Source organism: Paraglaciecola sp. L1A13, assembly GCF_009796745.1.
In the GTDB taxonomy this organism is placed as follows: domain Bacteria; phylum Pseudomonadota; class Gammaproteobacteria; order Enterobacterales; family Alteromonadaceae; genus Paraglaciecola.
Genome location: NZ_CP047024.1, coordinates 1548484 through 1572336, shown reverse-complemented (window position 1 = coordinate 1572336; position 23853 = coordinate 1548484). Strand labels below are relative to the sequence as shown.

Here is a 23853-nt window from a genome sequence, read left to right as displayed (position 1 = left end):
AGCGCGGCAATAAAGATCGTAATTATTACCGCACAAACGGTATTTATAACAGATATAAAAAACGTCACCAACGTGACGTTTTTTAAAATTTAGCTGTTTAACATTGGCTATTAAAGACCAAATAATTCAGACCACAATACTTTGTGGGTCCATTTCAGGCATCAAATTTTCATGCAACTGATCCATGTTGTCTACCACGTCTTTTGGATCATCAAAAAGCGCTATATGAAACATCGCATCACCTTCTTGCACCAAGGGGATATTCTGCTTGCCAATTATGATCCCTGAACGGTTTGCCAGCAGCGGTTTACTATAGGCGCCGGTAGGACTGCATACATCTGCGAGTAAATCGCCACGTTTCACGTAATCTCCTAGACTCTTGCGATCACGTACAATTCCACTTTCAGGAGCGCGTAACCATGAGCTTTTATACGCCACTAATGGCTCAATTTTCGGTTCAGTACGACGTCGTTTCGATACCATTCCCAAAGATACGAGCACGTTGAATATACCCTTTATGCCCGCGCGAATAGAAAGCTCATCAAAACGCAAAGCCTCTCCTGCTTCATACAACAGCACCTTGGTACCCGATTCATCTGCCGCTTGGCGCAATGAACCATCACGCAAATCTGAATTAAGCAGCACTGGCACCCCAAACGCATGGGCAAGCTTGGCCGTTTCGGGATCTTTTAAATTAGCCCGAATTTGCGGTAAGTTACTGCGATGAATAGCCCCTGTATGTAAATCGATGCCATAGTTACACTTAGACACAATTTCAGTTAAAAACATATGCGCCAACCGTGACGTTAAGGAGCCGTTCGTTGACCCCGGAAAACTACGGTTTAAATCTCGCCTGTCAGGCATATAGCGGCTTTGCATCAACATACCGTATACATTAACAATTGGCACGGCGATGACGGTACCAGTAATTAATTTAAACGATGGTGAATCAAGCAGTCTACGCACTATTTCAATGCCATTGAGCTCATCACCGTGAATAGCCGCGCTGATAAATACAGTAGGACCATCTTTTTTAGCCCTAATAACCTCAACCGGAATAGACATATCTGTATCCGTATACAAGCGAGCAGCAGATAGCTGCAGCTTGATGCGAGACCCAGGTTCAATAACATGACTTCCTATTTTCAAAGGGGCACCGCTTACCATAACTAACCGTTGCCTCGTGTTTTCGTGCTATGGGGCTTAGATTTTTTATTTTCGATAAACTCGATGATCATGTTCGCAACGTCTTTTGAAGTCGACGCCTCAATACCCTCAAGACCAGGAGATGAGTTGACTTCCATCACGACAGGACCATGGCTAGAGCGCAGTAAATCCACACCGCACACGTTCAAACCCATAGCGCTTGCAGCGGCTACTGCTGTCGCCCGTTCGACCGATGTCAATTTGACTAGCGTGGCACTACCACCACGATGTAGGTTTGAGCGAAACTCCCCCGGAGCCCCCTGACGTTTCATAGCAGCAACTACTTTACCGCCAATTACGAAGCAACGAATATCTGCTCCGCCAGCTTCTTTGATATATTCCTGCACTAATATATTGGCTTTTATACCCATAAAAGCTTCGATAATACTTTCTGCCGCTTTATTAGTATCCGCTAATACAACGCCAATCCCTTGCGTACCTTCTAGTAGCTTGATCACCACTGGCGCTCCGCCTACATTGCTGATCAAATCCTTTATGTCATCTGGGCTATGTGCAAAACCTGTGCGCGGTAAACCGATACCTTTGCGCGATAGCAACTGCATTGAACGCAACTTATCTCGAGAACGGCTAATAGCGACCGACTCATTCACGCTAAAGCTGCCCATCATTTCAAATTGACGCACCACAGCCGTACCATAAAAAGTCACTGATGCACCAATACGCGGGATAATCGCGTCATACTGGGGCAAAGGTTCACCATTAAAACGTACCGACGGTTTATTGCTTGAAATATCCATATAGCAATGAAGTGTATCGATGATATCGACTTCATGACCACGGGCAATAGCCGCCTCTTGTAGACGGCGAGTGGAATACAGCTTTTTGTTTCGAGATAAAATGGCGATTTTCATCATTTTTTCTTCTTTTAGTGAATGAATTTAGTAGACGTTTGGTTAAGAATAAAAGTCACAACAATATTAAAAAAAAGTGTTAGGTTTTGCTGGATAAAATAAAAACTCGTTCACCAACAATATTATTGTAAGCGGGTAAAATATGTTACATTTTATCAAATGGTCGTTAACGTTATTGAATACATGAGAATCCGACTTATATCCGTTAGTAGCCTAGTAATTTGGATTTACTGGCTGCTGTCAATCAATGCTATAGCTCAAGCCGAGCCTAATAGCCAAGAATCAATTGTCCCCACTACATCCCCTGACGCGTTCAAGAAACAGTTTTTAATCACATACGTAGAATATCCGCAAACTGAAAAATACTTACAACTTATAAAAGAAATCTACACGGAGTTAGGTTTCAAAGTACATTTGATCCCAGCGCCAGCATTGCGTGGATTAGCCATGTTAGACAAAGGTAAGGTCGATGCCGATGCATATCGATTTGGCCAAATTGCCACACAATATAAGAACGTAACGCTAGTAAAACCTGAGTTGATCCGAGGCTCAACAGTCTTGCTCTGTCGCCAAGAAGTGAGATGTGATATTACCGTGCTCAGCAACAGTCAAAATGTCATATTAACCAATGAGAGAACGCTGCTTTCTTTAACGGATTTTGATATACGCGCCGGGCTTTTAAAAAAAGAGGTTATCTCAAACACGATAGAAATGCTGCGTAGTAAGCGCGTTAATTATGCGACATTTATGATCGATCAGCGCCAAATAATCCCCGATGACTTAAAGATGCTAAACCTTAGACGCATCTTTCTCTACCACGTTATCAGTAACAAACATGCCAACCTTTTACCAAAAATAGAAGAAAAATTGCGCCAAAAACAAGCGTTACTTAATCACACTCTGCTCGGTACAAAACCGTAAACTTAGTCCTGTCCATAATGTGCTTTAATAAAATCTGCTGCTCGTTCAGCAATCATGATAGTGGGAGCGTTAGTATTGCCGCCAACTAAGCTAGGCATAACCGATGCATCAACAACTCTTAATCGTTCAATTCCTCTCACATTGAGTTGATTATCTACCACCGCCATTTCATCTATATCCGCACCCATTTTACATGTACCTATGGGGTGATAAATGGACTGTGCGTTTTCGCGTAAAAACGCCAGTAACTGTTCGTCTGTTTGCATATCAATACCAGGTAACACTTCTTCGCCTCGATATTGTATAAAACCCTTTGATTGCAGAATTTCCCGGCCTTGACGAATACCATCGATCAAGACTTTTTGGTCATCGGAATGAGATAAGTATTGAGGGTCAATGACAACGGGCTGAGCAGGATCTGCCGAGGCTAGTGAAATGGTGCCACGGCTTTTAGGATATAAATTACATATGTGCAGACCATAACCGTATCCAAACGCAGTTTGGCGCCCATGGTCAAGAAGAATAGCGGGTAAAAAGTGGTACTGAATATCAGGTAGACCATCTGCAAACTGACTTCTTACAAACCCACCCGCCTCCGCAATATTCGATGAAAAAATATCGTTACGCTTGTGCCAATAACGAACTGCAGCCTGTATATAGCGTGGCAATTTCCCTAAAGAGACAGCATAAGTTTCCTTAGACCGACAATGGTATTGCACGATAGCATCCAAGTGGTCTTGAAGATTTTGCCCAACGCCGGGCAAATCAATTTCTAGATGAATGCCTTTATCTGACAAATGTTCCTTAGGACCGATACCTGATAACATCAACAACTGGGGAGAGTTAACCGTTCCGCTACTGAGTATGACTTCTTTCGCGGCGCTGAGAACATGTGCCCGACCATTAATTTGTAAAGCGACCCCGACCGCTCGCTTATCTTTAATAATAATTTTTTCGACTAAAGCTTGGGAAATTAAGGTGAAATTTTCACGTCCTTGAGCCAAGGCTAGATACCCCTTAGCCGCCGAGCAACGTTGACCGTTTTTGTGGGTAACTTGATACACACCAAGACCTTCATGCTCACAGCCATTAAAGTCTGGGCTGATGGGTAATCCGACCTCATTTGCCGCCGCAACAAAAGTCTGCGACATGGGGTTCACGCACCGCAAATCATCGACACAAAGTGGCCCATCGACACCATGATAAGCATCGCTACCCCGCTGTTGATCCTGTGACTTTTTAAAATACGGTAGTACTACATCCCAGCCCCAGCCTTCGGCACCTTGATTAACCCAGCGATCGTAGTCTTCAGGTACACCACGTACGTAACACATGGCGTTTATCGCGCTAGACCCGCCTAAGGTTTTCCCTCTCGGCCAGTACAATTTGCGATGATTTAACTGTGGCTGGGCAGCGGTATTGTAATTCCAATTGATATTTTTAAAGCGAGAAAGTAACGATAAACCAAAAGGTATATGAATAAGCGGATTGCTGTCTTTGCCACCGGCTTCAATTAGACAAACACGAAATTTACTGTTTTCAGTTAAACGGGCGGCTAATGCGCAACCAGCAGAGCCTGCACCCACAATAATGAAATCGAACTGCTCAGACTGTACAGGTGACATAACAAATGCTTCCGAATTGGGTTAACACCCCCCCGCAAACGAAAATGTATTCATCAAGGATCGCTATTAACTTGTTGGCATTCAGACTAGAAAGGCGTCGAGGTAAAAGAGCCTTCTTATTGTGCTTTTATTACCTCGACATTTCCGCCGCTGCTTGGCTCATTCAGCTCGCCAAGCGCACTCAATGTAAAACAATTGTTAAACAATGTCAGTTATTTTTTAACATAAGCACTTGTTTTATCTAATCATTACTAAAACTACTGATAAACTATAATTATTATCTATAGATGTTTTTTAACCTTATCGCGTTTTTCATCGCATACAAGAATAAGGTATTATCAACACTTAATACGCGATAAAGACGTATCTAAAATTTAATAATAAACGACAATAATTAGGGTAAAAATGAAATTAACATTATTAGCTGTGACCGTCAGTGCCCTTGTGATGGGATGTACGAATACTATCAACTCTTCTACTCATGTATCACTAGCAAGTGACACCTCAATCGCGAGTAATCAATTACAACAAATGAATATCTCTTATCCTAAAACCCGTAAAGACGATGTAACCGACACCTATTTCGGGACTCAAGTAGCCGATCCTTATCGTTGGTTAGAAGACGATACCAGCAGCGAAACCGAACAGTGGGTTAAAAGTGAAAATGCAGTAACACAAGCATATCTTGCCCAAGTTCCCTCACGCGACAAGCTAAAAGAACGTTTAAAAGTGTTACTTGATTACGAAAAAGTTAGCGCGCCTTTTAAGGAAGGTAAGTACACCTATTTTTTCAAAAACGACGGCTTACAAAACCAAGCCGTACTTTATCGTCAATTAGGCGACGGTGAAGCCCAGGTATTTATTGACCCCAACACCTTTAGCGAAGATGGCACCACCTCATTAGCCGGATTAGATTTTTCGAAAGATGGCAGTTTAGTCACCTATATGATCTCAGAAGGTGGCAGCGACTGGCGTAAGGCGATAACCATCGATGTTGAAACTATGCAAAATGTCACTACAACATTAAAAGACATCAAATTTAGTGGCATATCTTGGCTAGGTAATGAAGGCTTCTATTATTCCAGTTATGACAAACCTCAAGGCAGCGAGTTGTCGGCGAAAACAGATCAACATAAACTTTATTTCCACCGTTTAGACCATAAGCAAGCGGATGATATTTTAGTGTTTGGTGGCACATCCGAGCAAAAAAATCGTTATGTATCTGGTGAAGTCACTGAAGATAACCGTTATTTACTGATAAGTGCAGCTGTTTCTACCTCAGGCAACAAACTCTATTTAAAAGACTTAAGTCAGCCTGATAGTCAGCTCATTACCATTTTAGATAATAATGATTCAGATACTCACCTACTCGATAACGAGGGCAGTACTTTATTATTTGTAACGAATCTAGATGCGCCAAATAAACGTGTAGTATCCGTTGACGCAAGCCAACCCCAACCTGAAAATTGGCAAGACTTTATTGCTCAAACTGACAACGTATTGGACGTATCAACCGGTGGCGGAGACATTTTTGCCAGCTACATGGTAGATGCTATTTCAAACGTCAAGCAGCTAGACAAAAACGGCAAACTGATCCGTGAAGTATCATTACCAGGTGTCGGCACGGCCAGTGGCTTCGACGGTAAAAAAGATCAACAAGTCCTATATTACAGTTTCACCAACTATAAGACCCCCAGCACCATCTTTAGCCTAGATGTAAAAAGCGGTGAGTCTTCGGTGTATCTTAAATCGAAAGCGAAGTTCGATAGCAATGCTTTCGAGTCCCAACAGGTATTTTATACATCAAAAGATGGTACTAAAGTGCCTATGATTATTACCCATAAAAAAGGACTTAAACTTGATGGCACTAACCCGACCATGCTTTACGGTTATGGTGGTTTCAACATCAGTTTGCAACCTACCTTTAGCAGCACCAACGCTGCATGGTTAGAGCAAGGAGGAGTTTATGCCGTGCCTAATCTACGGGGTGGCGGCGAGTACGGTAAAGCATGGCACGATGCGGGTACTAAGTTGCAAAAACAAAATGTATTTGATGACTTTATCGCGGCGGCTGAATATTTAATTGCTCAAAACTACACTAGTCCAGACTATCTTGCGATTCGTGGCGGCTCTAATGGTGGTTTGTTAGTTGCAGCAACGATGTTACAGCGCCCAGACTTATTTAAAGTCGCATTGCCTGCGGTAGGGGTTTTAGATATGTTGCGTTATCACACCTTTACTGCTGGCGCGGGTTGGGCATATGACTATGGCACAGCACAAGACAGTAAAGAAATGTTCGATTACTTGATGAATTATTCGCCCGTGCAAAACGTGCGAGAAGGTGTGGATTATCCTGCTACACTTATCACCACTGGTGACCATGATGATCGCGTAGTACCTGCTCACTCTTTTAAATTCGCCGCTGAGTTACAAGCCAAACATACTGGCACGAATCCTATGCTGATCCGCATAGAAACCAATGCCGGCCACGGTGCAGGTACACCGATTAGCAAGACCATAGACGAGTACGCCGATATATTTGGTTTCACTCTTTATAATATGGGGATTAAGGTTAAATAGATTTAACTCACTCAATTGTTTGACCTTTATTTTTGATCCTGTTTTTTGACACGTTAAAGGCCAGGGATTACATACACTATTCATGTAAGTCCTGGCTTTATTTCGTTAAGCAGTACGTTACTGAAAATCAGCATAATTGCCCTGCCTTTTTACTAATTAAGCGCCGTTGCTAAAATCCGTACGCAAAGTGGTTCAGTTCAGGTTAAAATATTGGTTAACATCATATTTTTGCACCACTTAATCCTCTCGGAGAGCACCATGACCCAAGCCGCTTATGAACAAGCTGTAAATCTTATCGATAGCGCCAACAGTGAAGATCCTAATATTGAGCAAGCGGAAGGGAAAGATTGGCCCAAAGAGCTGTTGTATAGTCTACGCATGTCCAACATGTTAGAACGTTATAGAAGTGATGCTGATCACGTGGTGAAATTGGCTATTCGCGGTCAACATATTCAACGCTGGCAGTCGCCACGCAGTGCTTACCCAATGGACCGACAGGGCTATCATAAATGGCGTAGCGATCTTTATATTTTTCATGCTGATAAGGTCGCAAGCATTATGACCCAAGCAGGTTTTAATGAGCAAGATATTGAGCGAGCAAAAAATGCTGTCGCCAAGGTGGGCATCAAATCAAACCCTGATACCCAACTACTTGAAGATGTGGTTGGGTTAGTATTTATTGAGCACTATATGCTGAATTTTGCCACTAAACACCCTGAGTACACAGAACAGAAATGGATTGATATCATCCGTAAAACCTGGGCAAAAATGTCACAAGATGCCCACGCATTCGTCCTAGCGGGCAAAATTACTCTACCAGAATCATTAACCCCTGTGATTTTAAAAGCCGTGCAAGTTTAGGGTGTAAATCTAAACCCATCCTAGGTAATGCAATAAAAACAACCCAAGGGTGGTGCTAAACATTGAAAACAAGGTACTACCGGCAATAATCGCGGCGGTTAGATGATGATCGCCGCCTATTGCTCGCACCATAGGATACGCAGCCGCCGCGGTGGGCGTTGCCATCATAATATACAACACACCCAGTTCTTCATTTCTAAAACCACATAAATAGCCAATAACCGTCGTTACCAGCGGGATAAATACTATCTTGCTAGCAATAGCGATATATAGCAGTTTTGATGCTTTAAACTCTTGTAATCGAATTGAAGCCCCCACACAAAGTAACGCCAGCGGTAAGGTCATCTGTGCTAAATAGCTACCCGATTCATACAGTAACTCTGGCAGTTGAATCGGCACAAGCGCCACAATAATGGCTAATACAATCGCAATAGCTAACGGGTTTTTCAATACACTTAAAGCGACTAACTTCGTTGAAGCGGTAGCCGACTGGTGATAATAAAGCGTCAAAATTGAGTACACATTATACAAGATAACAATGGCGGCTAAATACATAGAAGCCAGCGCTTGAGCTGACTCCCCAAAGGCACTGACACACAAGGCCAAACCAATTATGGCCATATTGCCTCGACATGCGCCTTGGGCAAACGCACCTCGTGTTTCTTGCTGTTTAATGTTTAAGGCCAAAAGATTAAACATCAAAAAAATGCCAGTGGTAGCAATCGCGGCAAAAATCAATAAATAGCTAGGCGTAGTCACACTCAAATCAGTTTTAGCGATATTCACAAATAAAAGGCACGGCAAAGTAACGTTAAATACTAATCGTGAACCTACAATGGCAAATTCTTCGTTTATCCAGCGGATACGTTTAAACACGATCCCCAGTACGATCAACAAACTAATGGGAAGCGTGACGTCAATTGCAAACAGTAATGATTCAATAGGCATACTTAAAAATTTAGTCCTGAGGTGGATTCACGCGAATAAAATCGGTTCTAGTTGAAAAATACCGGCACAGAGTAAAGTCTATTTTTATATGCTGCAATGCAGCTGTGCAAAAATCACTTAGAAACCGCCCTTTATCTCTAACCAATATATTGGCCAATAGTGGTTTCACCACGTTTGAAAATTGCTCGGCTAAACCGCTATATCAGCTCAGTTTACAAGAAGTATGTACGCTCAGACATACTTGTTACAAATACTCGCAAATTAACTGACTTATTGACGACAAAGCCTTCAATTACTCACCATTGTGGGATTGTTAGTACCGTGGGAGGCTTGTTAAAGTAGTCAGGTCTTATATGCCTGTCATCTTATCCTTTATTGCCCATTTTAGGGCTGGGTGTATCACTAATTTATGGAGTTATAATGCGTATTTCAATTATTGCCGCCGCCGTCAGTGCGACCCTTGTTTTAGGCGCCTGTTCCAGCAATGTCGTTAATCAAGAGCAAACAAATACTAAGCAAGTAAAAACTATGCAGACAGCCGCGAACAACGTGTTAATGAAGAAAAGCCCGCTAACCTACCAAGCTCCACAATTCGACAAGCTGAGTATTGACGATTATGAGCCTGCTTTTGCTGCAGGCATCGCCGAACACAATACGCAAATAGCGGTGATCACCAATAATCCGTTAGCCCCAACGTTCGAAAACACCATTGTCGCCATGGAAAAATCTGGTGAATTGCTAACAAGAGTAAGTAAAACTTTTTATAACCTTGCCAGCGTGATTTCAAACGACGATTACCAACGAATTGAAGCAGACATGGGTCCTAAGTTAACCGCTCATGAAGATAATATTTATCTTAACCCCACTTTATTTGCTCGAGTTCAAACGATCGGCGCAAACAAAGCGTCATTAACCCCGTTAGATCAGCGTTTAGTTGAGCACTACTACAACAACTTTGTTCGCGCTGGCGCCAAGCTAAATGATGCAGATAAAGCGACTGTACGGGAAATTAATGGCCAACTTTCCACTTTGGCCACTGAGTTTTCACAAAATATCCTAAAATCGTTTAAGAACGATACGATTGTTGTCAATGATAAAGCACTGCTTGCTGGCTTATCTGAGAGCGAAATAGCTAGCCTTGCCAGTGCAGCAAAAAAAGCGGGGAAAGACGGCTACCTAATTACATTGGTTAACACCACTCGTCAGCCGATTTTGGGTAGTTTGGAGAATAGAAGCTTGCGTAAAAAAATCTGGCAGGCTTCTTCTCAGCGGGCCATGAGTACAAATGGCCCAGTGCTTATCAAACTCGCACAGTTGCGGGCTCAAAAAGCCCAATTACTTGGTTACCCAACATGGGCGGCTTATGTAACCGCAGACCAAATGGCTAAGACCCCCGCCGCTGTTTACGACATTCTTGACGATCTGGCCCCTAAAGCCGTTGCCAAAGCCGAAGTAGAAGCACAGGCAATTCAAGAACAAATTACAGCAAATGGCGAAAATTTTAGTGTTCAGCCATGGGATTGGGCTTATTATTCTGAGAAGGTGCGTAAAGCAAAATACGACCTTGATGAAAATATAATTAAGCCTTATTTTGAGCTTGACCGGGTATTACACGATGGCTTGTTCTTTGCCATGCAAAAACTTTACGGTATTACGTTTAAAGCACGCAAAGACTTGCCTGTTTATCACGACGACGTGCAAGCATTCGAAGTATTTAACCAAGACGGCAGCAGCATCGGTTTATTCTACTTTGACCCTTATGCCCGCGAAGGCAAAGGTGGTGGTGCTTGGATGGACGAATTCGTCACGCAAAGTGAACTACTTAAACAAAAACCTGTGGTATATAACGTACTGAATATTCCTAAACCAGCCGCTGGGCAGCCTACTCTGCTCACGTTTGATGAAGTCACGACACTATTCCACGAATTTGGCCATGCGGCTCATGGTCTGTTCTCGCAAGTTAAGTACCCGAGTTTGGCAGGCACTGCTACGGCCCGAGATTTTGTCGAGTTCCCTTCTCAGTTCAACGAAGACTGGGATATCAACCCTGAAGTGATCGCTAACTACGCTAAGCATTATCAAACTGGTGAAGCCATCCCTAAAGCTTTACTCGATAAGCTTCTTGCAGCGCATCACTTCAATCAGGGCTTCGATACCACTGAATATTTAGCCGCAGCTTTAATTGATATGGAGTGGCACTCAATCACCCCAGACACCAAAATAGATGATGTTGCAGCTTTTGAGAAAAAAGCGTTGGCTAAACACGGTATCGATTTCGCGCCCGTTCCTCCTCGTTACAAGTCAGCCTATTTTAGCCATGCCTTTGCCGGTGGCTACTCAGCCGGATATTACGCATACTTATGGACTGAAGTGTTTGCCGCGGATGCATTTGCGTATATGACACAGCACGACGGGTTAAATCGAGAAAATGGTGATAAGTTCCGCAGTAGTGTTTTGTCCATGGGTAATAGTAAAGACTTAATGCAAGACTATATTGATTTTCGCGGTAGCAAGCCTACGACTGATGCGTTATTAAAGCGTCGTGGTTTGGTTGACTAAAAGTCTGTAAGCTACAAAAATAAAGCAAAACGAATAAAAAAGCCCCGTGAATAATATTATTCACGGGGCTTTTCTACTTATCGCACTTAACTACTACTAGCACGTTCTAATCTCGTCAGCCGCTATTTTTTGGCCATAATGCTTAAGGTAGCAGTGGTCAACGCTTCAGTTGCTGTTTCGATCACAGCATCCGCTTGTGGGGCCCAATAAGGGCTATGCAAAGACGGCAGTGATGTGCCATTTTGCTTGGCGTCTTTCCAATCCGCTTCTTTCACCCCACCCACCCAAAAAATCAAACTCTCGATATTTTTATCTGCTCGGTAAAAACGACCGAAATCTTCCCCCCCCATAACGGCGGGAGTTTCCACTACGCGCTTTTCACCGAAGCGCTGGGTAAACACATTCGCCATCTTCTGAGTAAACTCAATAGTGTTATAGGTTGCCGGAGTGTATTCATCTTTAATCGTTACTTCAGGCATCAATTTCTCAGGTATACCAGCTGCAATCGCTTCACCTTTTGCGATACGGGCAATACCATCCAGTAACCTTTGACGAGTTTCGTCTGAGTAACTACGAACAGTAAGTAACAAGGTCGCTTGATCAGAAATAATATTATGCTTAGCGCCCGCGTGGAAGCTACCCACGGTTACCACAGCAGAATCTTGTGGATCAGTCTCACGACTGACTAACGTTTGCAGCGCACCGACAATGCGGCTTGCTAATACGATAGGATCTTTTGTGGTGTGCGGGTAAGCGCCATGGCCGCCCTTGCCTTTTACAAGAACATCGACGCTATCTACATTCGCTAGGGCGAATCCTGGTGTATAGCCAATCGTACCTGCAGGTAAACCTGCTGAGTCATGAAAAGCTAAGGCATAATTAGGCTTAGGGAAACGTTCGTATAGACCATCAGCTAACATATCACGGGCGCCTTTACCGCGCTCTTCTGCTGGTTGCAAGATCATCACTAAGGTGCCAGACCATTTATCTTTCATTGCAGTCAAGGCTTGAGCCGTACCCACCCAACTAGTCATGTGAGTATCGTGCCCACAAGCATGCATAACGCCTGATTCAATACCGTCTTCAGTGGTCGCCCGTACCTTTGAAGCAAATGCCAAACCTGTTTGCTCGATAACAGGCAAGCCATCCATGTCCGCGCGTATCATCACCACAGGTCCGGGACCATTTTTAAGGACAGCAACAACCCCTGTTCCGCCTACTTTTTCAGTTACGTCAAAACCCAAATCACGCGCTTTTTTGGCAAGTTTAGCTGCGGTGTTCACTTCAAAACCACTTAGCTCAGGGTGGGCATGTAAGTCTTTATACAACGCCATTAATTTGGGCATATCAGCACTGACCTTATCGCTGACACTGTCAGCATTTGCACTGGTGCTTAATAACGCACTGCTAAGTAATGCAGCACTGAGCATCGACAGACTCAATAGCGTTTTTTTCATTATCGGACGGCTCGTATTGCAGGCATGACTGATATGACTGCGAGTCAAAACTTGAGGTAATTTCATATGCTCTCCCGTATTGTTTATTAAGGTTAATTATTATAAAGGGCTTAACATCGTGCTAAAAAAGACAACTAACTCAGCCACATAGGTAAACTAAATGGGTGTCATGAGTCACACGTTAGCATGAAATAAGCACTGCGAGCTAGCCTCAAAAAAGTCGCTTTTAAAAGCAAATTTCACGTTGGGCTATATATAAATAAGGGAACGTTGTTGCAATGTGCCGCATAGGCAATTTAACTAACGACACCGCTATTGCTTTTTTTGCAACAACTTCAGGTTTATCAATTGATGCTGTGCATTTGCAAAACAGACCGTTATTAAAGCATTTCAGGGATTTTTATCCTTTTTATAGGCGGAAATAGGCCTGTTAAAATAACGCATAACCTAAGGTTATACCCCTGCGATACTTAGTCATTTTATTTTCCCTGCTACCGCGCTAGCATATGCTACATTCAGTACGTTCTGTTAGAGCGTGCATTTTATTTATTTACAGCATATCTAATCACGATGCGCTCTTTTTAAAGGTAATATTCATGGTTCTTCACGCTCCTTACTTACTATTTATTGGTGATGCCACCGATGCACTTTCTATTAAAATGGCGCAAAGTGTCGCCCATTGGCGCCCAGAGTTGTGCGTAGGTGAGCTCAGTGTTGAAGGCTGCACCGTCAGTACTGGCCTAACAAAAATGAGCATTGAAGAAGGCGCTAAACAAGGAGCAAAAAGTCTTGTTTTAGGCTTCGCTAATAGCGGTGGGATTTTAGATAAAAAGTGGCTTCCATTAATTGAACTCGCTATCAAAAAAGGCATGCATATAGTCAGTGGTCTGCACCAAAAACTGACCAGTTACCCAGAGTTAGTGCATTGTGCCAAGCAATACAATGTCGAATTACTGGATATACGCCACCCAAACCCGCAATTTAATACAGGCACAGGCCGAAAACGCATGGGCAAACGCCTATTGACCGTAGGCACCGATTGCTCTGTGGGTAAAATGTACACCTCCTTAAGCATTGACCAAGCTATGCGCGATCAAAACATTGCGGCTGATTTTCGCGCTACCGGCCAATGTGGCATTTTGGTCGCTGGAGAAGGTGTTGCGATTGATTGTGTGGTGGCTGATTTTATTTCTGGTGCGGCAGAGTCACTATCGCCCGACGCAAGTGAAGATCATTGGGATATTATTGAAGGCCAAGGCTCTTTATCTCACCCGGCTTTTGCGGGTGTAAGTCTGGGTTTACTGCATGGCTCTCAACCCGATGCATTGGTGATTTGCCATGCACTGAACCGCACACACATGCGTGGTTTGCCCAACACAGCTTTTCCCAGCATTGAAACAACCATTGCACTTAATTTGCAAGCCGCACGTCTTACGAACCCTAACGTAGTTGTCGCTGGTATCAGTGTAAATACCTCTGCGGTCAGTGTAGAAGAGGGCCGAGCAATTTGTCAGCAGTTAAGTGAGCAATTTTCACTACCTTGTGTGGATCCGCTTCGTGATGGTACTGCCGCTATCGTAGATGCTCTCGCAGCGCTTTAGCCGTTAATTAAGAATACTGGAGTGAACAAGATGGGTTATCAGGTCAAGGCATATCAACAAGCGTTTCCCCTTAAAAGTGTTTTTCGTATTGCTCGGGGCGCGAAAACTCAGGCCGATGTAGTGATAGTAACCCTAAGTGACGAGGTGCATACAGGATGGGCTGAATCGGTACCCTATGCCCGCTATCAAGAATCTGTGCAAAGTGTGTTAGCACAAGTTAATGATGTTGCAAAAAGCTTAGCCAATTTTGACGGTGAAGTGTCCGATATAACTGCGCTTATTAATACCCTACCCTCTGGCGCAGCGCGTAATGCTCTAGACTGCGCCCTTTGGGACTTAAAAGCCAAACAACAGGGTAAATCGGTGGCCGATATGCTGTCGTTGACTACACCCGCTTCTTGCGTCACGGCACAAACATTGAGCATTGATACGCCTAAAGCAATGGCCGAAGCAGCGAAAGCCCTCGGCCACCCTCCCATGATAAAAGTGAAACTGGATAATCAGGACATTATCACCAAGATGTCGGCCATTCATCAGGCTTCCCCTGATAGCCAATTTATCGTCGATGCCAACGAAGGCTGGTCGATCCATGATTTAAAAGCGTGTGGTGATAGCTTAAAAGCGTTGAACGTGGTGCTTATTGAGCAGCCTTTACCTGCGGGTGAAGATGATGAACTACTTGATTATTCTTGTCCGGTTCCCTTGTGTGCAGATGAGAGTTGCCATACTCGAAAAGAACTTGGCTATTTAAAGGATCGCTACGACGTAGTAAACATTAAACTTGATAAGACAGGTGGTCTTAGTGAAGCATTTTTACTTGCTCAGGAGGCGCAGACCATGGGATTTGAAATAATGCTGGGCTGTATGGTAGGCAGCTCACTTGCCATGGCCCCTATTTCATTGCTAACCGATTGTGCCAAATATGTAGATTTAGATGGTCCACTATTAATAAAAACTGACCGAGAGAGTGGTTTTGTTATTACCGAGGGCATTATGCAACCCCTAAACAGCGCATTATGGGGCAGTCCCGTTAGCCAAGTATTAATTTAACTTAAGAAAATAGAGGCTTACTAACAAGGCGTTATTTAGCGCCATTATTGTTGATACTCAAACAAAGAAAGCCTAGTGACGAATTACGCCACTAGGCTTTCTTCATCTTAACACCCTATTTACCCCAACGGATGGTTATCGATGGTGTTTTTAACTCAAGCCTAAAAACGCTCAACGACCCAATTTAGTGCCACCAGCGCAATACCTATCGATGCTGCAGGCATTAGCCAGCGGCGATATAAGACAGTTTTACCGAGCATAATAAGTACAGGCAACGCTACGAGTACAATAGCTAATTGACCAATTTCGACCCCGAGATTAAATGCTACTATTGATAACAGCTTTTGGTCGGCGGGTAGACCTAATTCGCCTAACACTCCAGCAAAACCCATTCCGTGAAGTAAACCAAAACAAAAGGTTAACCATCCCAAGCGTATAATAAGCGGCTTGACGTTATTTAATGCAGCAAATAGCACTGACACAGCAATCCCAAACTCGACCCAACGACTACTTGGTACTATCCAGCCTATAGCGGTCGCGGTTAATGTAACCGAATGAGCTAGAGTAAACGCGCTGACAATCCAAATAGTCGTGCTCAATACTCTTTTCAACTCGGGGTTACGCTGCCATTGCCCGTCCTTTCGTATCAGTACGCATGGAAGTAACAACGCCAATAAAAACAGAATATGATCGGTACCAATCAAAATATGAATGATTCCCTGATGCACAAACTCCTTAAACGTTATCCAGCCGCTGCCGTCAGCTAAATCAACGTCAATGCTTTGCTGTGACTCCCTCAATACAAAACTTTGCGTGTTGTCTTTGTCACTGATATTCACCACCACTTCATGACTGTCGTCTTTATCAAATATTGCGCTGTAATCGATATTAAGAGTGCCGGTTAAAGGGCATTGTGCACTGAAGTCTGTCACTGCATATACGGCATCAGCGTGATCTTCTAAGCGCTCTAAACCTTGGAATTGCGTGGTACAGGAAAATTGTCCACGATTGATATGCATGTGCTCAGCTAAATAACTGGCAATGTCAGCTCGCCGATTCGTCACTTCGCCCCAGGTGAGCTCCCCATTTTGATCTACATCTAAACCCAAAACCAACTCTAAATCGGTTAAACCTAACTGCCACTCACCCGTGATACGTCCACTCTGGTCTAGATTGGCAATAATGTAACCAGTACTTAGTTGATGGGCGGTAATGGGCTGACTAATTAGGCCGAGCATAAAGCCTAAAAAAATAAATAAGGATCTGATCTTATTATGGTTATTCTTCACTACTATTACATTCCTGCTGGCTGCTGAGGGTCATCTTGAGTGTTATATTGTACGTTCATAGCACGCTCTAGCAAGTGCTGATCTACATCGAGTCGCGCATGTTGCCAGTTAATTTTGGCCCAAATAAGTGCTTTTTTACGATCAGGTGAAATGTCCAAATAATAGCGCGCTATATCAGCGGCATGAGCCGTATCTTGACGTTGCAGGCGCACATAAATACGCTGAGTTAAACGCTGAGCCCACAAGCGTGTCGGTTGACTTATCTTCTGCTCAGCCAACGCCAAGCGCAGTAATAATGCATCATCAAAACTATCGGCCTGCTCAACAATCGGCCCTAGGGTGCTCATCACCTGCTGGGCAGAATCGTTTGCCAGTTGAATATCGGCCCATAACACCAAATAACTCACGGGTACCTGGGTTAAATCAAATGCCGCCAAATGCTCCAGTGCAATGTCATACAACCCTTGCTTGGCTGCTAATTCAGCTAAAATTTGCGACAGCCAAAGTTGCTGCTCAATTTTAACATTACTGTTTGCTGATTTGTGTTGCGTAAGATTTTGCAACTGGATATAACTTACCTCGGCACTATTGCTTGCCTTGCCCTCTTGTGCATTTACCTCCAAAGCACAAGCGCCACTTATCCATAAATCAGTGACACCAAGCAATTGCAGGCACGTGCGCTTTGCTCGGGTTAAATTGCCCTGAACTAACAAAACATTAGCCTTTAATAACAGCGCAGAAGCGTGGTTAGGCTCGAAACGTAGTATGTCGTTTAAAAGCATGATAGCTTCATCAAACCTATGATAGTGCTGGGCTATTCGTGCTTTATAAAATAATAATTGGCGATCCTTGGGGGATGCATTAAGCAATTGCTCGGTCAATGCACTGGCTTGTCCATAGAAGCGACTGGCTAAACCGGGCATATTGGCTTGAGCTAATAAACTAGCCACTTTCTCCCTTGGGGAGTCACTTTGCGTCAGCACCGTCCACTTAGAAACGACTGTATCGGAAGACGTTGGCACATAACTTTCGGCACTTAAAGAAGTGTTCATAAATAGCAAAAACGCCCCAAAGAGCGTGATTACACGTATGGCAGAAACTTGCTTATTCACCTTTAATATCTCCTTGAAGGGGCACCTTCCTTGGCGCTGTCAAACGGTTGATTTGTACGTAAACTATTTTTCAGTTAGTTAGGCAATAAATCATTGTATGCATCAGGGTCTTCCACATCCTGAGTAAAAGAACGGCCATTTGTTACCAGCGGCTCGTCTTGTGATTGCTGAGCGAAAGCAGCTCTGCTTTGTGTGTTAAACGACACAGTTAACGCTTCAATGGTGATATTCACGGTGCCACTGGCAGATTCATTAATTCCATCATTCACCGAAAACGTAAAACTATCACTGCCCGTTACTTCTGGATTCGGCTGATAAGTAAAGTCACCGTTATCACTAACCGTTACACTGCCCTGTGTGGGCGCCTCGCCCAAACTAAATAACAAACCGTCGCCATCGTCGTCGGTGGCACTGAGCATGTCCGTAATCGCGATCTCAGTCTGAGTGGTTAGATCCAAAGACACTGCATTGGGTGCGACATTTTTGTTGTCATCGTCACTGCCAAAATTACAACCAGCTAAGATAACCGTTACCGCCAAACCGAAGCTTAAGACTTTTAATTGGCTCATACCTGTTTGGTGAGGCAGTTTTCTTGTTTTTTTGTTGCTCATTTTATGCTCCTTATTCTGCGCCAGAACCTGATAATGGCATCGCTAAATAGGGAAAGCTTGTTTCCATCATAGATGCATTACTAGGTGCGCCATCCGTAAAGGGCACATTGCCAACACTCGCATCTTCAGGCGCACACAAACCTAGGTCTGTATCTGTGCCATTAACCGGAATGGGATAACACAAACGTCCCATTACCACGCGAAGCGCAATATCAACCACATCATCTCCTGGACGACGACCATTTGGGAAACCGGCTAAATCATCACCAGCAACCCCAAATGGAGACTGCATAGCCGCTGCTTTAGCTTCAATACCCGTATTCAAACGCAACATTTCAGATGGCGTCACAATTGAAAGCTGATTCACACCTTCAAAACCGGTCAAAAACGCCGTTACCAAATCGGTACGTGGGAAGTTAGTCGGAGCCAAGGTTTCAATTTCAGCGCCTAAGGTTGTGTTAACCGCATCTTTAAATAAGATGTTGAGTAACTCAGGTAGCGTAGGATGGGTAACGTAATCCGCGAATTGCCCATCATCTTTTGGTGCCGCACTGGAAAAGGTATCTTTGTCCGCAAGGCCAATAACCAATTCATTAACCAAAGGTGAACCTAAACGAGATACTTGCGTCATAGCGCCGCCATTGACTTCGGTGTTATCAAAGCTGGCATTTGGATTTAAAATACGTGCTTGTGGCAAACTGGCTGTCGTCCATGCACCAATGCTGCCATTGCCAGCACCGGTTAAACACGATTTCGGTACTTCGATGGCGATACTCGTAACATTTTTGTCCGCTAAATCGTCGTTGTCCGTAGATTGCGTAATACCACCTGGGAATCCTCCTGCGTCTCCTGCACCCGGTGCGCTGTCTCCTTCAACCGGAACAAAGTTAACTAAATCGAACACTTTACCTAGGTTCACCGTGAACGCATCTTTGCGCTGACCAACGAATATTTTCGCTGGGCTATCGCATCCGGGTATGGTCGCGCTGTATACAAAGCTATCTGCGTAGGCTTTGTATTGTTCAGCGCTAGCAAAGGTTTTATTACCGATGTAATCAAGTGGCTTACCAAAGCTTGCACCACCTGAAGTATCGTTCATTACCGAAGCACTCGTACCTGTGCGCATGGGGCCAGTCACCAAATTAACGGTGTAGTTTTCCATGAAATTGGCATTCGTTTGATCACCAGCACTGACGCCTCCCACATTTTTTAGTGGTACGCCTACTGACTTTTGAGCACCTTCAGGGCCGACCATAAGAGCAACACCTGCATTGTCATTAGGCAACGACTGGCTAAAATTAAACGTGAAGCTCATGTCTTCGACCGCATCACCATCGTTATCAATATGGATCGCATACATAGCAGCAGGATCCATGGCGAAGTAATTAGGTCCGCCGTAGGCATCTTGTAGTGGAATATAATTCGCAATCAGGGTGACGTATTCACCACGACCTTCTTCATAACTGTTAAAGGCGTAGAAATCTGTTGAGTCAACCGTAGGAGAGCGAGTGACATTAGGTGCTTCTCTGTGGCTAGAAGCTTGCGCTACCTGGGCTAAGGTTAGACTTATTATGGTCGAGGCAATCAATGTTAATTGTGTTTTTTGCATGACGTTTCCTTTTTATGTACCTGTAGAACTAAGTTAAACGGGCAAGTCAGGTCACTGGATGCAAGAAAGTTAAAAGAAAAAAAAAGAGAAATTTTCATTTCTCTTTTTTTAACATTTTAAATCATATGGCTTTGCTATACTTATTTATAGCAGTACTAATTTTCCTGTATACAAAACTTCGGTAGGTGCACCATTTGGTGAACCGCCTAATGGCTCTATGCTGACAGCCAAGGCAGCGATATTGATTTGCTCAAACAGCTTAGGTTTAATCAAAGTACGTTCGCCATCTTTAGGCAATAATCCTAAGGAAATAGGCGCGCTACCATCTTGTGGCACAATCCACAGTTCATAATCCACATTTAACTGTGCTTGTAGTGCCTTAGTGGCACGCACTGCAATTTGCTGTTCCGTGATCTCAATGCTCCACAATAGCTCAGTTTGCTGATTACTTATCATGGCCAACTGTTTCACTTCAGGACTCGGCATAGGCTGTAATTGGATCAATAAAACCGCAAGGACCACAGCAGCAGCTGTAGCAAGACCCGCTAAGCTTGGCCAAATACGTGATTTATGTGTCTTAAGTTCAACGATATTCGTCTCAACTTGTTCAGAGTTTGCTTCTATAGCAGATATATTTGACTTGGCTTGAAGCGAACTAAAACCTAAACGCTGTTCTATTTGTTGCCAAACACCTTCATCAGGTGCGGCATCTGGCAGTTGGTCACTAAGAGAGTTTAGGTACACCTCCCACTGATTGACCGCTGCGCTGATCACGTTAAATTCCATGACCAAACGGCCAAAACGCCGACGAGCAGGCCCACGTAATGTACCTAGCACATATTGTGCAGCGAGAAGGTTGTATAACTCAGGGCGTAAGTAATTCATAACTTTAAACACCGTTGTAATGATTGTAACCCTCGTCGGATCCAACTCTTAACCGTTCCAAGAGGTAGATCCAAATGGGCGGTCACCTCATGATGAGACATCCCATTAAAATAGGCTAGATGAATAGTTTGTCTTTGTTGTACTTCCAATGCTGCCAAGCACTTTTCCAACAAACCTTTCTCAGTGCCTATCATCGGCTCGCTAGATAGCTGGGGGCCATCGTCATTATCACTGAAAACGTCTTCTTTGCGCACAGCATGGTAACGCAGTATGTCTAACGCACGATAGCGAGCTATGCTGATCATCCATGTTAATACTGAGCCTTTGCCTGCACGATATTGGGCGGCGTTGTGCCAAATGCGCACATAGGCTTCTTGCAATGCTTCTTCTGCTAACTCCTTACGCTTCAACATCTTCAGGCTAACGGCATAGAGCCTTTTGCTAGAAATTCGATAGAGTTCGGCAAAAGCGACTTTATCTCCTTGCGCCGTCGCACTGAGTAAATTCAACATCGGATCTTGTATCATATCGTCCTGCAGCATTGATTAAGTTATGGTTATTACGATTAAACGCTTAGCAACGCAATTTAGATTCAATTATTTGTCACAGAAAAAAATGCCGACCATCAGGCCGGCACAAAGCGCAGTGTTATTGGTTTGGAAGACCAAAATTGGTCTGTGACAAATACATATCTCACTAAGGCAAAGTGCTCTGTGAGGCTAGATTAGTGATGTTTGTTTTCACTGATTAAACGTTGAATGGGTAACTCAACACTCGACGACAAAAACGCAAAACTCTGCTGTGGCATCTCTTGCCAATTTTCCGGAGGCATAGACGGCGTAGACAACATAACCTCATCCTGACGTTGCATATTGGCCAAACGGATCCTGAGTTTTCTAAGGGCTGGCACTTCTTCAACTTCACTCGGACTAATAAACATACCCCAACTGCGACTAAGCTTGCCCAAATACAAACTACTTGAAAAACGTATGATTGGCGCAGCTAACAAAAGACCGAATAACACAGGAGCCAGCCACCAAAATAAAATGGGTGTTAGCATTAGTGTTATCGCACCCCAGCCAATTGCGATGGCACTGGCTACCCATGTGCGTTTAAAGGCTTCTTTCCAGGGCACCATACGCCCTTCTCGGCCTTGGGCGTCCCAACTTACATTCTTACCAACTAACACATTTAACACGAAATACGCGTGGTAAAACATCATCAAAGGTGCAATAACAATTGCTACGAACGCTTCAATCAACGCTCCAGAAACAAGCGCTATACCACCACCAAACTGCTCACGACGACGAACCAATGCAACAATGGCTCCGAGTAATTTCGGTCCAAGCAACATGATGGCTGTAGCACTAAGTAGCATAATAATGTAATCGGTTTTAACCACAGGCCAAGCTGGAAACAAAGAATAATTCGAGGCGAAGAAGACTTTATCTGATGTAGCCCGCACTACCGCATCAATGGTACTTAGCACTAGCATTACTAACCAAACTAATGATGACATATACGCCAAAGCGCCAAACAAAAAATGTAGCCGGTTGACGGTATGCAGGCCTTTACCGTTTATGATACCCAGATGCTGAATATTGCCTTGTACCCAACGTCTATCTCGGGTCGCGTAATCTATAATGTTACTTGGGATTTCTTCGTAACTTCCTTCCAGATCAGCCAGTAATAACACATCCCAGCCGGCTCTTCTTAGGAGCGCAGCCTCAACAAAGTCATGGCTTAAAATATCCCCACCGAAAGGAGACTTGCCGCCTAATGTAGGTAGTCCACAGTGTTGGATAAAAGCATCGACACGGATAATGGCATTATGCCCCCAATAGTTGGCACTATCGGTTTGCCAAAAGGCTTGTCCAGTGGCGAGCATCGGACAATATAAACATGAAGCAAATTGCAAAAAACGACCAAATAAAGTTTGCTGACGAACCGGAATGGGCACCGTTTGAATTAAACCAGACATTGGGTTTTGCTGCATCGCCTTAACCAGCGTCAGCATACACTCACCCGTCATAATGCTATCAGCATCAAGTACGATCATCGATTCATATCGGTAACCCCAACGTTGACAAAAATCAGCAAGATTACCGACTTTTCGATGAACGTTCTTTTCTCGACGACGGTAATAGATATTTTCAGATAAGTTACCCACCCTTTGACACAGTTCGTGCCATGCAGTTAATTCTGCTTGAGCCATATCCGGGTTTTGCGTATCGCTGAGCATATAAAAGTCAAAATGTTCTAGCTGCCCTGTACGTTCTAAATCCAAAAGACAGGCTTCAAAACCAGCCATAATACGGTCTGTGTCTTCGTTATAAACAGGCATAACGATCGCATGTCTATTTTTGATGGCCACTTTATCCATGTGTCCAACGTAATGCTTATTACGGCTTAGCTTAAGAGGATCAATGTCAAAAAGTTGCAATATGAAACCAATAAACGCACTCCAAAAAGCAGCTGATATCCACAAAAAAGTGATGCTGAACAACACTAACAACACTACTTCTAACGTGGTGACCCCACTTTCAGAGAAAATTTCATACATCATCCAGCTACCAGCAATGGAAGTGATGAATACCATCACTGCATATGCCCATTTTCGGGCTGCTTTAGCTTTTATATCAATAAACATATTTTCACCCTCAATGT

Annotated in this window: 18 protein-coding genes; 6 read left to right on the top strand and 12 right to left on the bottom strand. The window is 43.8% G+C overall.

From position 1 onward, the window contains the following. Positions 1–126: 126 nt before the first annotated feature. Both GQR89_RS06535 and rimK read right to left on the bottom strand, forming a co-directional pair. Positions 127–1167 carry a succinylglutamate desuccinylase/aspartoacylase family protein gene (locus GQR89_RS06535; RefSeq protein WP_158769309.1) on the bottom strand — a complete coding sequence of 347 codons (1041 nt, stop codon included), beginning with the start codon at positions 1165–1167 and terminating at the stop codon, positions 127–129. 2 nt (positions 1168–1169) lie between these two features. After that, positions 1170–2078, bottom strand: a complete 909-nt coding sequence (rimK, locus tag GQR89_RS06530; RefSeq protein WP_158772161.1) for a 30S ribosomal protein S6--L-glutamate ligase — start codon at positions 2076–2078, stop codon at positions 1170–1172. Between the two features lie 183 nt (positions 2079–2261). Here rimK and GQR89_RS06525 point away from each other — a divergent pair, with 183 nt between their 5' ends. After that, a complete protein-coding gene (locus GQR89_RS06525) occupies positions 2262–2999 on the top strand; it encodes a hypothetical protein (protein WP_158769308.1) in 738 nt (245 codons plus the stop codon). A gap of 2 nt (positions 3000–3001) precedes the next feature. On the opposite strand, the gene GQR89_RS06520 is transcribed toward GQR89_RS06525, so the two are convergent. Further along, on the bottom strand, positions 3002–4624 hold the full coding sequence (locus GQR89_RS06520) for a GMC family oxidoreductase (protein ID WP_158769307.1): 1623 nt from the start codon (positions 4622–4624) through the stop codon (positions 3002–3004). Positions 4625–5029: 405 nt separating this feature from the next. On the opposite strand from GQR89_RS06520, the gene GQR89_RS06515 reads away from it, so the two are divergent. Continuing rightward, a complete protein-coding gene (locus GQR89_RS06515; protein WP_158769306.1) occupies positions 5030–7204 on the top strand; it encodes a prolyl oligopeptidase family protein in 2175 nt (724 codons plus the stop codon). Positions 7205–7462: 258 nt separating this feature from the next. Further along, on the top strand, positions 7463–8065 hold the full coding sequence (locus tag GQR89_RS06510) for a DUF4202 domain-containing protein (RefSeq protein WP_158769305.1): 603 nt from the start codon (positions 7463–7465) through the stop codon (positions 8063–8065). A 9-nt stretch (positions 8066–8074) separates the two neighbouring features. Here GQR89_RS06510 and GQR89_RS06505 read toward each other — a convergent pair whose 3' ends face one another. After that, positions 8075–9013, bottom strand: coding sequence for an AEC family transporter (locus GQR89_RS06505; protein WP_158769304.1), 939 nt, complete (start codon positions 9011–9013; stop codon positions 8075–8077). A gap of 420 nt (positions 9014–9433) precedes the next feature. Here GQR89_RS06505 and GQR89_RS06500 point away from each other — a divergent pair, with 420 nt between their 5' ends. After that, positions 9434–11572, top strand: coding sequence for a M3 family metallopeptidase (locus tag GQR89_RS06500; protein WP_158769303.1), 2139 nt, complete (start codon positions 9434–9436; stop codon positions 11570–11572). A gap of 122 nt (positions 11573–11694) precedes the next feature. On the opposite strand, the gene GQR89_RS06495 is transcribed toward GQR89_RS06500, so the two are convergent. Then, on the bottom strand, positions 11695–13002 hold the full coding sequence (locus GQR89_RS06495; protein WP_158772160.1) for an amidohydrolase: 1308 nt from the start codon (positions 13000–13002) through the stop codon (positions 11695–11697). A 623-nt stretch (positions 13003–13625) separates the two neighbouring features. On the opposite strand from GQR89_RS06495, the gene dgcN reads away from it, so the two are divergent. Then, positions 13626–14630 (top strand): N-acetyltransferase DgcN, encoded by a 1005-nt coding sequence (dgcN, locus tag GQR89_RS06490; protein ID WP_158769302.1) that lies wholly within the window; start codon positions 13626–13628, stop codon positions 14628–14630. 30 nt (positions 14631–14660) lie between these two features. After that, a complete protein-coding gene (dgcA, locus tag GQR89_RS06485) occupies positions 14661–15680 on the top strand; it encodes an N-acetyl-D-Glu racemase DgcA (protein WP_158769301.1) in 1020 nt (339 codons plus the stop codon). Positions 15681–15841: 161 nt separating this feature from the next. Here dgcA and GQR89_RS06480 read toward each other — a convergent pair whose 3' ends face one another. The 7 genes from GQR89_RS06480 to mdoH all read right to left on the bottom strand — a co-directional run bounded on the left by GQR89_RS06480 (position 15842) and on the right by mdoH (position 23836). Then, the gene (locus GQR89_RS06480) at positions 15842–16918 is read right to left on the bottom strand and encodes a HupE/UreJ family protein (RefSeq protein WP_370461068.1); all 1077 of its coding nucleotides are present in this window, start codon (positions 16916–16918) and stop codon (positions 15842–15844) included. A 56-nt stretch (positions 16919–16974) separates the two neighbouring features. Then, on the bottom strand, positions 16975–18081 hold the full coding sequence (locus GQR89_RS06475) for a lipopolysaccharide assembly protein LapB (RefSeq protein ID WP_233269100.1): 1107 nt from the start codon (positions 18079–18081) through the stop codon (positions 16975–16977). Positions 18082–18155: 74 nt separating this feature from the next. Continuing rightward, complete coding sequence (locus GQR89_RS06470; RefSeq protein WP_158769299.1) at positions 18156–18692, bottom strand: Ig-like domain-containing protein; 537 nt, start codon at positions 18690–18692, stop codon at positions 18156–18158. Between the two features lie 10 nt (positions 18693–18702). Next, positions 18703–20301, bottom strand: a complete 1599-nt coding sequence (locus tag GQR89_RS06465) for a DUF4331 domain-containing protein (protein ID WP_158769298.1) — start codon at positions 20299–20301, stop codon at positions 18703–18705. A 144-nt stretch (positions 20302–20445) separates the two neighbouring features. Beyond that, positions 20446–21186 (bottom strand): anti-sigma factor domain-containing protein, encoded by a 741-nt coding sequence (locus tag GQR89_RS06460; RefSeq protein ID WP_158769297.1) that lies wholly within the window; start codon positions 21184–21186, stop codon positions 20446–20448. Next, on the bottom strand, positions 21183–21713 hold the full coding sequence (locus tag GQR89_RS06455; protein ID WP_199271379.1) for a sigma-70 family RNA polymerase sigma factor: 531 nt from the start codon (positions 21711–21713) through the stop codon (positions 21183–21185). The genes GQR89_RS06460 and GQR89_RS06455 overlap by 4 nt, the downstream gene beginning before the upstream one ends. A gap of 197 nt (positions 21714–21910) precedes the next feature. Then, positions 21911–23836, bottom strand: coding sequence for a glucans biosynthesis glucosyltransferase MdoH (mdoH, locus tag GQR89_RS06450; RefSeq protein WP_158772157.1), 1926 nt, complete (start codon positions 23834–23836; stop codon positions 21911–21913). Positions 23837–23853 lie beyond the last annotated feature (17 nt).